At 34.3% G+C, this 14051-nt stretch carries 11 protein-coding genes; 10 read left to right on the top strand and 1 reads right to left on the bottom strand.

From position 1 onward, the window contains the following. Nucleotides 1-117 precede the first annotated feature (117 nt). On the bottom strand, nt 118-2712 hold the full coding sequence (acnB, locus tag NAMH_RS07830; protein ID WP_015902639.1) for a bifunctional aconitate hydratase 2/2-methylisocitrate dehydratase: 2595 nt from the start codon (nt 2710-2712) through the stop codon (nt 118-120). 194 nt (nt 2713-2906) lie between these two features. Here acnB and NAMH_RS07825 point away from each other — a divergent pair, with 194 nt between their 5' ends. From NAMH_RS07825 to NAMH_RS07780, 10 genes are all read left to right on the top strand, one after another. Continuing rightward, nucleotides 2907-3851, top strand: coding sequence for a KpsF/GutQ family sugar-phosphate isomerase (locus NAMH_RS07825; RefSeq protein ID WP_012664030.1), 945 nt, complete (start codon nt 2907-2909; stop codon nt 3849-3851). A gap of 95 nt (nt 3852-3946) precedes the next feature. Further along, on the top strand, nt 3947-4708 hold the full coding sequence (locus tag NAMH_RS07820; protein ID WP_015901716.1) for a pseudouridine synthase: 762 nt from the start codon (nt 3947-3949) through the stop codon (nt 4706-4708). Between the two features lie 22 nt (nt 4709-4730). Further along, nucleotides 4731-5117 carry a secondary thiamine-phosphate synthase enzyme YjbQ gene (locus tag NAMH_RS07815; RefSeq protein ID WP_015902451.1) on the top strand — a complete coding sequence of 129 codons (387 nt, stop codon included), beginning with the start codon at nt 4731-4733 and terminating at the stop codon, nt 5115-5117. Further along, a complete protein-coding gene (locus NAMH_RS07810) occupies nt 5110-6720 on the top strand; it encodes a cation:proton antiporter (protein ID WP_015902398.1) in 1611 nt (536 codons plus the stop codon). The genes NAMH_RS07815 and NAMH_RS07810 overlap by 8 nt, the downstream gene beginning before the upstream one ends. Beyond that, entirely contained in the window at nt 6720-7532 is an 813-nt protein-coding gene (gene galU, locus NAMH_RS07805; RefSeq protein WP_012663575.1) for a UTP--glucose-1-phosphate uridylyltransferase GalU, read from the top strand. Before NAMH_RS07810 ends, galU begins: the two co-directional genes overlap by 1 nt. Continuing rightward, complete coding sequence (gene glmS / locus NAMH_RS07800) at nt 7532-9304, top strand: glutamine--fructose-6-phosphate transaminase (isomerizing) (RefSeq protein WP_015901923.1); 1773 nt, start codon at nt 7532-7534, stop codon at nt 9302-9304. Before galU ends, glmS begins: the two co-directional genes overlap by 1 nt. A gap of 9 nt (nt 9305-9313) precedes the next feature. Then, nucleotides 9314-11362, top strand: a complete 2049-nt coding sequence (locus tag NAMH_RS07795) for an EAL domain-containing protein (RefSeq protein ID WP_015902711.1) — start codon at nt 9314-9316, stop codon at nt 11360-11362. Nucleotides 11363-11394: 32 nt separating this feature from the next. After that, nucleotides 11395-12558 carry a 2,3,4,5-tetrahydropyridine-2,6-carboxylate N-succinyltransferase gene (locus NAMH_RS07790; RefSeq protein ID WP_012663956.1) on the top strand — a complete coding sequence of 388 codons (1164 nt, stop codon included), beginning with the start codon at nt 11395-11397 and terminating at the stop codon, nt 12556-12558. A gap of 101 nt (nt 12559-12659) precedes the next feature. Then, entirely contained in the window at nt 12660-12845 is a 186-nt protein-coding gene (rpmB, locus tag NAMH_RS07785; protein WP_015902618.1) for a 50S ribosomal protein L28, read from the top strand. A gap of 21 nt (nt 12846-12866) precedes the next feature. Next, nucleotides 12867-14015: a potassium channel family protein gene (locus NAMH_RS07780; RefSeq protein WP_015902614.1), complete on the top strand. Its 1149-nt coding sequence runs from the start codon at nt 12867-12869 to the stop codon at nt 14013-14015. Nucleotides 14016-14051 lie beyond the last annotated feature (36 nt).

The following is a 14051-nucleotide window of genomic DNA, read 5'->3' as shown; positions in this document are numbered from 1 at the left end:
AAGTATAGGTTTTATTGATTTGTGTGTTTAAAGAAAAATATTGTTTTAAGATAAAGATTTGTATTTAATTTAGAAAGTGGTAAGTGAAATTTTGAAATAAAAAAAGAAAAAGAAAAATTACTGAAGCGTTAAGCTTAGCATTTTTCTAACGTAGTCTTCAGGCATTTCATGGAAGTATAGGTATTTGTAAACTTTATCTTCTTTTCCTGCAAGTTTTTTCTCTACAATTTCAAGGTATTCTTCTTTAGTAGGAATTCTTCCAAGCATTGCAGTTACAGCTGCAAGCTCTGCACTTCCAAGGTAAACTTTTGCACCTTTACCAAGTCTGTTGTCGAAGTTTCTTGTTGATGTTGAAAATACGTTTGCGTTGTCCGCAACTCTTGCCTGGTTACCCATACATAATGAACATCCAGGGATTTCGATTCTTGCACCCGCCTGACCAAAGATTGAGTAATATCCTTCTTCAGTAAGCTGTTCTTTATCCATTTTTGTAGGAGGTGCGATCCAAAGTCTTGTAGGCACCTGACCTTCACCTTGCAGGATTTCACCTGCAGCTCTGTAGTGACCGATGTTTGTCATACAGCTTCCGATAAATACTTCGTCGATTTTGTGAGGTCTGTTGCTGTCTGCAAGTACTTCAGAAATTGTTGCAACGTCATCAGGATCGTTCGGACATGCAACGATAGGTTCAGTAATTTCATTTAGGTCGATTTCGATAACAGCTGCATATTCAGCGTCTTTATCTGCTCTTAGAAGAGTAGGGTTATCTAACCACTCTTTCATTTTATCGATTCTTCTTTGGATTGTTCTTTTATCTTCATATCCCGCTTCAATCATAGCTTCAAGAAGTTTGATGTTTGATTTTAGGTACTCAGCAACCTGATCTTCACTTACGTCTACCGTACATGCAGCCGCACTTCTTTCAGCTGAAGCGTCGGCAAGTTCGAATGCCTGCTCGATTGTAAGGTTTCTGATAATATCACCTTCGATTTCAAGGATTCTACCGTTAAATACGTTCTTTTTGTTTTTCTTTTCAACTGTTAGTAGTCCTTCTTTTATTGCAAAGTATGGGATTGCGTTTACAAGGTCTCTTAGAGTGATACCAGGCTGAAGCTCACCTTTGAATCTAACAAGTACACTCTCAGGTACGTTTAGAGGCATACTTCCTGTAACCGCTGCAAAAGCAACAAGTCCAGACCCAGCCGGGAATGAAATACCCATAGGGAATCTTGTATGTGAATCTCCACCTGTACCGAGTGTATCAGGCAGGATCATTCTGTTAAGCCATGAGTGGATAACACCGTCACCAGGTCTTAGTGCAACACCGCCTCTGCTTGTAATAAACGCAGGAAGAGTGTGGTGCAGTTTGATATCCGCAGGTTTTGGATATGCAGCTGTGTGACAGAAACTCTGCATTACAAGGTCTGCATTAAATCCAAGTGCCGCAAGTTCTTTGATTTCGTCTCTTGTCATCGCACCTGTAGTATCCTGGCTACCTACTGTTGCACATGTAGGCTCAACGTACATACCTGGTCTAACGCCTTCCATTCCGCATGCTTTACCGATGATTTTTTGAGCAAGCGTATAACCCACACCTTTTTTGTCTTCCGGCTGTTCAGGTTTTGTGAAAATATCTGTATCAGGATTTAAGCCAAGAGATTCTCTTGCTTTTTTAGTTAGGTTTTTACCGATAATTAGCGGAACCCTACCACCTGCTTGTACTTCATCCGGAAGTGTGTTTGGCTTAAGTTTAAATTCACTAACAACTTCACCGTTTTTAAGGATTTTACCTTCATATGGTCTGATTTCGATAACATCGCCTGTTTCAAGATTTTCAACAGGTGCTTCGATTGGAAGTGCTCCCGCGTCTTCACATGTATTGAAGAAAATAGGCGCGATAACACCGCCGATTACGATACCGCCTCTTTTTTTGTTCGGAACATAAGGGATTTCTTCACCGATGTGCCAGATTACAGAGTTTGCCGCTGATTTTCTTGAACTACCGGTACCCACAACGTCACCTACGAACGCTACAGGGTGACCTGTTTTTTTAAGCTCTTCAATAGTTTCAAGTGCGTTTGGCATTTTTGCTTTTAACATAGATAGTGCATGCAAAGGAATGTCACTTCTTGTAAATGCTTCACTTGCCGGTGAAAGGTCGTCTGTGTTTGTCTCACCCGGAACTTTGAAAACTACCGCTTTAATACTTTCAGGAAGTTTAGGTTTAGTAGTAAACCATTCAGCGTTTGCCCAGCTTTCAAGCACTTCTTTTGCGTATTTGTTTCCGGCTTTAGCCAAATCTTCAACATCATGGAATGCGTCGTAAACAAGTAGAGTGTTTTTAAGCTGGTTTGCAGCTTCCTGTGCCACTTCTTCATCTTCGTGGCTCAGTGCGTCGATTAGAGGTTTTACGTTGTAACCTCCAAGCATTGTACCAAGGATCTCAACAGCTCTTTTTTTAGAAATTGCAGGAGAGCTTGTTTTACCTTGAACGATGTCGTTTAAAAATGCAGCTTTTACATATGCCGCGTCGTCAACACCAGGGTTGATGTGGTTTAGGAAAAGATCCATTAAGTATTCTTCTTCAACAATAGGAACTTTTTTAAGAAGTTCAACAAGCTCAGCAGTCTGCTCAGCAGTTAGAGGTAATGGAGGAATTCCAAGTTTTGCTCTTTCTTCAGTGTGTTTTTTGTATTCTTCAATGAAACTCATGAGAATCCTTTTTTGTTTGAATTATAACTCTTATTTTTACAAATAGTTACATTTTAAAAATATATATTTAAACATATGTGTGAAAAAGTAACATAAATATTCAATAAATAAGGAAAAAATAAGTGATAAATCATCGAATATTCCTACATAATATCGTAACTTGTTTTGATATAATTACATTAAAAAGGGAATTTGTGGATTTTAAAAAAATAGCAAGAGAAGTACTTGAAATAGAGGCAAACGAGCTTTTAAACGCAAGTGTTGAAGGTATTGAAAAAGCTGTTGAAATAGCTTATAACACCAAAGGTAAGTTAATTGTAACAGGAGTAGGAAAATCTGGGCTAATTGGCTCTAAAATCGCTGCAACATTGGCAAGTACCGGGACTCCCAGTTTCTTTTTACATCCTACTGAGGCTTTACATGGAGATCTTGGAATGATTACGAAAGACGACAGTGTTTTGGCTATTAGTTACTCTGGAGAGAGTGAAGAGCTTATTAAAATTCTTCCTCATATTAAAAGATTCGAAGTTCCTTTAATAGCCATGACAGGGAAAATGAATTCAACTCTTGCGAGATATGCGGATGTGGTTTTAAACATTCATGTTAATAAAGAAGCCTGTCCGCTAAATATAGCTCCTACAAGTTCGACGACACTTACTCTTGCTATGGGGGATGCATTGGCCGTATGCCTTATGAAAAAAAGGAATTTTACAAAAGAAGATTTTGCTTCGTTTCATCCCGGAGGAAGTCTTGGGAAAAAACTGTTTGTAAAAGTAAAAGATCTTATGAAAAGAGAGTTCCCTGTAGCTGATGAAGATGATACGCTTCAAGAAGCGATTATTAAAATGACTGAAGGTAAGCTTGGACACGTATTGTTTTTGGATAATAAGAGAGTAAAAGCAATTCTCAGTGACGGGGATTTAAGAAGAGCAATGATGAGTGATAAATTCGACTTAAAAGCAAAAGCGATAGATTTTGCAACTATTGATCCTAAAACGATATCTAAAGAAGTGCTTGCTGCAGATGCACTTAAGTTTATGGAAGACAATAAGATACAGTTTCTGCCTGTAACGGACGAAAACGGCAATATTGCCGGTGTTATACATATCCATAACTTGGTGGAAGCGGGAATTAAGTAATAAGTGGTGAAGTGGGTAAGTTGTGAAGTGGTGAAGAGAAAAAAAAGGGGATAAAGGGATGGAGAAAAATTTATGTATAGAAATAAAGGAAAAAAGTGAGATTAAATAAATTTATAAGTCATCATACGACTTATTCAAGAAGAGAAGCTGACAAGCTTATATTTGACGGGCGTGTTAAAGTTAACGGACGTGTTATAAAAGAACCCGGTTTCGAAGTGGAAGAGGGTGATAAAGTTGCCGTAAACGGAAAACCTGTTAAAAAAAGTACGAAATATACTTGTATTGTATATAACAAGCCAAGAGGTGAGCTTGTAACCAAAAAAGATGACAGAGGAAGAAAAACAATATATGATTCCCTGCCTAAAAAATACAGACATTTTATACCGGTAGGAAGACTTGATTTTAACAGTGAAGGACTGTTGATTTTAACAGATTCGCCAAAAGTTGCCCATGCGCTTATGAATTCTGATCTTCCGAGAGTATATAAACTTAAAATCAAGGGTGAAATAACCGATAAAATGATTGAAGCTATGCAAAACGGCGTTGAGGTAGGAGATGCGGGGGCGCATGAAGAAAATGAAATTAAAAAAATGGTTTTAAAACCGTTTTTAAGTGCTCAGATTATTAAAAACACTCCGAAATATTCAACACTTAAAGTAGCAATCGGAGAAGGTAAAAATAGAGAGCTTAGAAGATTTTTTGCAAATTTCGGAAGTGAAGTTGTGGATTTAAAAAGACTTTCTTACGGATGGGTTAGTTTAAATGCGTTGCCAACCGGTAAAACCAGATATTTTGATAAAAAAGAGTATAAATTATTAAAAGAATTTTTACACAAAGAAGCTGAAAGAAAAAAATAATATTTACTAAAAAGGAGAAGGTATGCAAAAGCTTAAATTCAAAACCAATTACAAATCGGAAGTAATAGATATTACTAACGAAATAAAAGAGGCTGTTATAAAAAGCGGGGTGAAAGATGGAATTGTAACAGTATTTTGTCCTCACTCCACCGCAAGTGTAATTATTTTTGAAAAGAGTGACGCTACTCTTAGAAGAGACTTATTAGGAATGTTAAAAGATATCGTACCATACAGGGATTATTCTCATTCGAATGCGAGAGCTCATCTTAAAGCCGCATTTTTAAGAAGCAATCTTACATTAATAGTGGAAAATGCTAATGTGGTTCTTGGTGACTGGCAGGGCATATTTTTAGTGGAGTTTGACGGACCGAGAGAAAGAAATGTGATTATTAAGGCAATTAATGGTTAGTCCCGTTTTAATTGTTATTGTATTATTGTTTATTGCGTTAAGTTTTAATATACCTTTTGCAAGGTATAAAATACCTCCTATTATAGGCTATATATTTACTGGTGTGATTGTCAGCAATATATTTGATATCGATAAACATACAATTGAGCTTATAGCTGAAATGGGAATTGTATTTTTAATGTTTATGATAGGGCTTGAGTTTTCTCCCGAAAAACTAAAATCAATGAAAAAAGAGGTTTTCGGTTTCGGTATTGCAGAAATGGTTCTTGTAAGCGGTTTTTTCGGACTGTTTTTCTGGTTGGCTTTAGGTCTTGATGTTAGAATAGCATTTATTATAGGTGCGGCTATAGCACTTAGTTCTACCGCTATCGTTTTAAAGCTTTTAAATGAAAATAGAGAAATTTCAAAACCATACGGACGTATATCGCTTGGAATTTTACTTTTTCAAGATATTGCGGTGATTCCAATACTTATTGCAATTTCGATTATTGTAAACAAAGATGCAAATTTAACACAGCTTATTTTAAAAACATTAGGCGGTTTTGCCGCTTTAGGGGCTTTTATATGGATATACGGTAAATATATTGCGCCGTTTGTTATTTCGCATGCCACAAAAACGAAATCGGATGAAATTTTTATAGCAACAGTACTTCTTGTTGTATTGACCGCGGCGGAAATTGCACATTTTTTCGGGCTTAGCTATTCGCTTGGTGCGTTTCTTGCGGGGATGATTCTTAGTGAAACGAAGTACAAATATCAGATTGAAGCGGATTTGGTACCGTTTAGGGATATATTACTTGGGGTGTTTTTTATTTCTGTAGGATTAATGGTGGATTTGCATTTTGTAATTAATAATATTTTTACAATTCTTTTAATGACTGTGGCGTTTATGTTTGCAAAAGCCGGGGTAATATATCTGATGCTTAAATACTTTGTAAAACACAATCGTATTGCTATTAAAACCGCATTTACGCTTTCACAAATAGGTGAATTCGCTTTTGTAATATTCGCCTTAATGAGTAAACATAATCTTGTTGAATCGGATTTGTTGCAAAAACTTGTAGTTGCTACCGTGATTTCGATGGTTTTAACACCGTTTATTGTAAGATATATTTACAAAATTGCAGATATTTTTGATAAAGATATACAGGACTTTGAGGAATTTATGTTAAAACCCGCTAAAACAGCTGGGCATATTATTTTAATAGGATATGACAAAATTGGTCAAAGGGTTGCAAAAAAGCTTACAAATGCGGGTATACCGTATGTAGCTATTGATAAACAGATAGAAGAGGTAAAAAAAGGTCTTAAAAACGGTGATAATGTAATATTCGGAAACGCAGCGAATAAAAAAGTTCTGGAGAGTTTGAATATTGAAGACGCGAGTGCGGTTATCATAACTACACAAAATGAAGATCATACGCATATGATTGTTGAAAATATCTTAGATATCAATCCTAATTTGAATATAATTGTTTTAACGGATTCCGATGTTGAAAAAGAGTTTTATTCGAACCACAACGTGTATGTTATTGATAAAAGTAAAGAACTTGCACAAAAACTTATAGATTTATCATTAAAATGTGATTTAAAGGAGAATTGATGATTAAAAAAGCTTTATTTCCGGCTGCGGGGTACGGTACGAGATTTTTACCGGCTACAAAATCGGTACCAAAAGAGATGTTACCTGTGGTAAACAAACCTCTAATTCATTACGGAATAATGGAATGTATGAATGCCGGTATAAATGAAATAGGGTTTGTAACAGGAAGAAACAAAAGAGCTATTGAAGATTATTTGGATTTTTCACCCGAGCTTGAAGAGAAAATAAAAGACTCGAGTAAAGCGAAACTTTTACACGAAACTAATGAAATGATAAACAAATGCACATTTACATACGTAAGACAAAAAGAGATGTTAGGACTTGGGCACGCGGTGCTTACAGGGGAACCTTTAATAGGGGATAATCCTTTTGCGGTGGTGCTTGCGGATGATTTATGTGAAGGCGATGTATTAACCCAAATGGTGAAACTATATAACAAATTCAAATGTACAATCGTAGCAATAGAAGAAGTACCGAAAGAAGAGGTGAATAAATACGGAGTAATAGCCGGAAGAGAGATAGAAGAAGGTGTGTATATGGTGGATGATATGGTTGAAAAACCGGATGTGGATAAAGCACCGAGTAATTTAGCGATAATAGGAAGATATATACTTACACCTGATATTTTTGATCTGTTAAAAATCACTAAACCAGGACGAGGAGGGGAAATACAGCTTACAGACGCTCTTTTAAAACAGGCAAAAGAAGGAATGGTAATAGCGTATAAATTCAAAGGTAAAAGATTTGACTGCGGAAGTGTAAAAGGGTTTATTGAGGCAACTAATTATTTTTATGAGAAGGAATTTAAATAATGTGCGGTATTGTTGGATGTATCGGTATCGAAAAACCTCAAAAATACTTAATAGAAGGGTTAAAAGAACTCGAATACAGAGGATACGACAGTGCCGGTATTGCTATTATAGACAATAAAGAAATAAAAGTAATAAAAGCAGTAGGAAAGCTGAAAAACCTTGAAAGAAAGCTTGATCAGGTTAAATTTGAAAATCCTAAACTCGGAATAGGACACACAAGGTGGGCGACACACGGAAAACCTACGGAAATAAACGCTCATCCCCATACCGGACAGTTCAGCGCTGTGGTTCATAATGGAATTATTGAAAACTATCAGGAAATTAAAAAGTTTTTAGAGGAAAAAAACATAAATTTCGTGTCCCAAACCGATACGGAAGTAATTGTAAAACTGTTTGAATATTTTTGTAACGGAGATCCTTTTGAGGCGTTTAAAAAAACAATTGAAAAAATAGACGGCGCTTACGCGATACTACTTATTACCAAAAAAGAGCCTGATAAAATTTTTTTTGCGAAAAAAGGTTCTCCTCTAATAGTTGCCAAAAACTCTAAAGGTATCTATTTTGCATCTTCAGACGCACCTTTAATAGGGTACGCGAAGCAGGCTCATTATTTAGAAGACGGAGAATATGGGTACGTTACTGAAAATGAAATTCATATATTTCAAAAAAATTTAATGATATCTCCTGAATTTAAAGATTTGCCTACCGATAAAGAGTCTGCAAAAAAAGGCGGATTCAGATTTTATATGGAAAAAGAGATATATGAGCAGTTTGATATTTTAAAAGAAACTATACTTGGCAGAAACACCGAAGACGGTATTAAATTCGACGAAGTGGATAAAAGTTTTTTTAATGGAATCAACAATATTATAATAAGTGCATGCGGGACAAGCTATCATGCGGGACTTGTAGGAAAGTATCTGATAGAGAGGAATGCGAAAATAAGAGTTGATGTAGAGGTTGCAAGTGAACTGAGATACAGAAACCCACTTCTTACAAAAGATACTCTTTTTATAGTTATTTCTCAGTCAGGTGAAACGGCTGACACCCTTGAAACTCTTAAAATGGCAAAGGAAGCCGGGCTTAAAACATTGGCGCTTTGTAATGTGGATAATTCTTCTATTGTAAGAGTGGCTGATAAAACAATATTGCTCAGAGCCGGAATAGAAAAAGGAGTGGCGTCTACCAAAGCGTTTGCAACACAGGTTATGACATTATGGATGCTTAGTAATTATTTGGGCGATATAAATGAGTATGAAGCTATAAATTCCGCTATCGAAGCTACTAAAGTTGATACCGCATTACATGAAAAGATAAAAAGACTTTCAAAAAGATACCTGCATGGACACGGGTTTTTCTTTATAGGAAGGGATATATTTTTCCCGTTAGCACTCGAAGGTGCACTTAAACTTAAAGAAATAAGCTATATTCATGCTGAAGGATATCCGGCGGGAGAGATGAAGCACGGTCCTATTGCATTGGCTGACCCTGAACTTTTTGTTGTTGCACTTTTAAGTAAGAACATACTGTATGAAAAAACAAAATCCAATATTGAAGAATTAGTCGCAAGAGATGCTACAGTCCTAACAATATCAAGTGAATTTATAGAAATGACTGACGATTTTGTTAAAATTAAAAATAGTAATCATCCTATGATAGAGTTTTTTGAAATGATGGTAATAACACAGCTTTTAGCATTAGAAGTAGCTGTAAGAATGGGCAATGATGTGGATATGCCAAGGAATTTGGCAAAATCCGTAACAGTTGAGTAAAGGCTTTAATTGAAAAAAATTAAAAATGAGATGATAAAATCTTTTATCTTCTCAGGAGTAGGACTGATTTTTTTATTGTTTGTTTTATATAAAGCAATAACATCTTTTATTCTTGAACAAGAAGTTCAAAAAGCCAGACTTCTTACGCATACATTAGTTTATACAAGAGAATATTTAGCAAAAGTCGCTCCGTATGTAGAAATAGAAGATAAAAAATTTCATCCGTTTTCTTTAACACCGGCATATGCTGTAGGCAGAATAGCGCTTTTAATAGAAAAAAATGAAAAAATATATGTTAGGCAAACTTCAGATAAATATAGAAATCCTAATAATAAACCAAACGAATACGAGCTGTTGGCAATTGATTATTTTAGAACCCATCCAAAAGCCAAAGAATTCTTTCAAATTCATAGAGGTCATAAAACTATCGGTTATGAGCATCTTTTTTATGCATATCCCTTAAAAATTGAAAAAAGCTGCCTTAGGTGTCATGGTCCTAAAAATACAATACCTAAACCTTTATTGCAAAAGATTGAAAAATTATACGGGGACAGGGCATTTGGATATAAATTAGGCGAAATAAGGGGAATAATTTCTGTAAAAATTCCTTTTAATGAAATTAAACATAAAGTTGATTTGTTGTTTATCAAGCTGTCGATACTTTTACTGTTTTTATATTTATTGGGTGTAATTTTATTTATGAGAATTAATAACCTTATTTTTAAAGACATTAAAAACATAAATAATTATTTACAGAACAATTTAGCTCAAAATATATACAGGCCTTTCAGAAAAAAACTTAATTTTTTTGAATTTGATATTATTAAAAAAGAAATAAACAAAACCGTAACTTCTTTAAAAAGTTATCAAAAGAATTTATATAAAAGCCTTTATTATAATGAGTTAACCGGGTTACCTAATAGAAAAAAATTACTTTCGTTAATGAAAAAGAATGATTACCCTATACTGCTTTTAGATATAGATTCATTTAAAGAAATAAATTATTACTATGGTGAAAAAGTAGCGGACGAAATCATTAAAAAAGTTGCCGAAAGATTGAAAGATTATAGAGTCTTTCATATTAAAATTGATGAGTTTGCGATTTTGTTAAATAAAAATATCTCCAAAGAGGAAATTTATAATTTTGCAAAAGAACTTATTAAAAAGCTTGAAGAACCTTATGAAATAGGGGATTATTCCATAGTTATTAAATTTAGAGCGGGGATTGCGTATACTCACAGAAACTTTATGAGGGCTTTATCCGCTCTTGATGCAACGAGATTTTTGAATAAAGATATAGCTTTTTGCAGTGAAGCGGAAAAGATCAGGGACTCTTATCAAGAGCATTTAATTTGGCTTAAAAAATTAAAAGTTGCAATAGAAAATAATAAAATCGTACCATTTTATCAACCGATAGTTGATAAAGAAGGGAATATTTGTAAATATGAAGCTCTTGTGAGGTTGATTGATGAAAAAAATCAAGTAATATCACCTTATTTCTTTTTGGACGTTGCCAAAAAATCAAGATTATATTTTGAAATCACAAAACAGGTAATAGATAAGACATTTAAGAAATTTAATGATTCGAAATATGAGTTTTCTATAAACCTCAGTACCCTGGATATGGAGAATGATTATATAAAAGAGTTTATTATTGATAAACTCTCAAATTTCAGTGAACCACAAAGGGTTAGTTTCGAAATTGTTGAAAGTGAAGATATTAAGAATTCAAAAAATGCATACGAATTTATTAAAGAACTAAAAAAATACGGATGTAAAATACTAATTGACGATTTTGGAAGCGGTTACGCTAATTTTGATTATTTACTGTCACTAGGGGCCGACGGATTGAAAATTGACGGTAGTCTTATTAAAAATATACTTACCGATAAAAACTCTCAAATTATTGTAAAAACCATTGTTAACTTTGCAAAAGAGGTAAAAATGCAAATAATTGCGGAGTTTGTTGAAAACAAGGAAACCTTGGAGTATTTAAAAACATTAGATATTGATTGTTTCCAAGGATATTATTTCTCAGCGCCGAAAGAAGAGATATAATTTGATATAATTCAAATAAAAAAGGATAATTTATGTTTGAAAATCTTGTAGAAAATATACAAGGATACAAAAAGCCTTTGGCATTTGGAATTGCAAGGGTGGATTTCGGTCAAGTAAATCGTGATAAGGTCTTACAAGCTACTTATCCTATAATAAATTGGAATGAAAATTTTGGAAGTGCGGCTGTATTTATAAGAAGCCTTTTTGAGAATGATATTGAAGTGGATTTTAATTCAAGCGAATTTGTTGCAGATGTAACAAAAGAATTCGTGGAAACGGCTTTGGATCTTTTCGGAAAAGATCTTGTGGAAGAAGCAGAGGGTGATAAACATAAAAATATTCAGGTACTTAAAATATTAAAAGAAATTTTTGATGATGAGGTAATGGATAATTACAGAATCTGCTTTTTATTTGAAGATGAAGCACCACAAAGCGTTGAAGCGGTGTATTTGAAACTTTATGCATTATCACAAAGAAAAGTTCCTTTAAGAAGTTTAAATTTAAATGGAGCGTTTGGTATTCTTACAAACTGCGCGTGGGTTGGTAACGTTCCGATTGAACTTGATTACTTAAGAGAAAACGAAATTGAACTTAAATTAAAAGACGCATATCCTGAAGTGGAATATGTAGATAAATTTCCAAGATTCCTATCTCATGTTATTCCGGATGATAATACAAGAATCCTTGATACTGCAAAAGTAAGAATGGGAGCTCAGCTTGCTGCCGGAACAACCGTAATGCCTGGAGCAAGCTATATCAACTTTAATGCAGGTACTGAAGGTCCTGTAATGGTAGAAGGTAGAATTTCTTCATCTGCGGTTGTTAAAGAGGGTGCAGACGTTGGTGGAGGTGCTTCTATTCTTGGAGTACTAAGCGGGACTAATGGTAATCCTATTACTATCGGAAGAAATACATTACTTGGAGCAAACAGTGTAACTGGTATTCCTTTAGGTGACGGATGTATCGTAGATGCTGGTATAGCAGTGCTTGAAGGAACTAAAATCTGGATTAGTGAAGACGAATTTAACAAAATCAAAGAAGTAAATCCTGAATGGAGTGCTGAATATAAAGAATATTTTAAAGGTCTGGAACTTGCGGGATTAAACGGCGTTCATTACAGATTTGACACTACAAAAGGAAAAATGGTAGCATTTAGAAGCAGACGTGAAGTAAAATTAAACGAAGAGCTTCACTAATTCCTTTTTTTAAGGAAAAATTTAAAAGCAAAAAATTATTTTTTTTGGTATAATTTCAAACTTAAAAATCAAAGCGCTTAAAAATTAATAAAGGAAACACAATGGCAAGAAAATGTGAAATTTGTGGTAAAGGTCCTCAATTCGGTAACAGAGTGAGCCACTCAAATAGAAAAACAAGACATAAATTCAATCCTAACATTCAAAGTGTTAGAATAGAAATTAACGGAGTTAGCAGAAAAGTAAAAATTTGTACAAGCTGTCTTAGAAGCTTGAAAAAATCTGTATAAAGCTCCCCTCTTGGGGTCATTATGAATAACGACTCTATTTTTGAAGAATTTCTAAAAAAACTCGCAAAATTCCTACATTGGCAAAGAAGCCCAAAACCTGAAGTTGATCTATCTTCTGAAATATGGGGTGAATTAAAGCCTTTCAGAACACCTGTAATACTTACAATTTTAATTATGCTGTTTGGTACATTAGGGTATATTTGGATTGATAATTTTTCCCTGCTTGATGCTATATATCAAACAGGAATTACTTTTACTACTGTTGGATTTGGAGAAATCGCTCCAATATCACCTCTTGGAAGATTATTTACGATATTTTTGATTGTAGCGGGGTTTGCCGTATTTTCATATGCTGTAGGTATACTTGTTGATGTAATTAATAAAGGCCGCTTTATAGCACTGCTTAAGGAGAATAGAATGCTTTACAAAATTGCAAGGTTAAAAAACCATATGGTTATATGTTTTCACAATGACTATACTATTGAACTAACAAGGGAACTCAGACGTGCACATATTCCTTTTGTGGTAATTGACAATAGAGAAGATTTGGAAGAAATTGCTAAAAAATATAAATATCCTTATTTTATAAATGCTGATCCGCATACAACCCTTGCAATTAAAAAAGCCTTTTTAAGCAGTGCAAGAGGCGTTATAACCCTTTCGAAAAATGTTACGGATAATATTGCAGTTGTCAGTTCCGTAAGACTTTATGAAAAAGATTTAAAAAGAAGTCCTTATTATATTTTATCTGTTGCAAATTCTGATGAAGAGATTGAAAAACTAACAAGACTCGGTGCCAATGAAGTTCTTTCACCTACGAAACTGATTGCTAAAAGGATGACGGCTGTAACGGTAGATCCGGATGTTAAAAATATACTTGAAGAGTTTGTATATTCCGTTGATACGCCATTAGACTTAGAAGAGATTACTGTAAGTAAGAAATCATGGGTGGCATATAAAAAACTGAAAGAAGTTCATTTAAGAGAGCTTTTTAATGTTACAGTAGTTGGAATTAAAGAAGAAAACGGAAAATTTATACCGATACCTAAAGGTGATGTAGTATTAAAACCTAATGATGTATTGTTGGTAATAGGAACCGGTAAAGATATGCGTAAAGCCAGAAAAGTAATAAGAAGTTCGGTTAAACCTAAAGAGATAGATTTTATTTAAGTTGTGAAGTAGATAAGTTGAGAAAGAAGTTATGAA

The organism is Nautilia profundicola AmH (assembly GCF_000021725.1).
GTDB classification, from domain to species: Bacteria; Campylobacterota; Campylobacteria; order Campylobacterales; family Nautiliaceae; genus Nautilia; species Nautilia profundicola.
The sequence above is the reverse complement of the archived record's forward strand: the minus strand, read 5'-3'. Positions and strand labels throughout refer to the sequence as shown.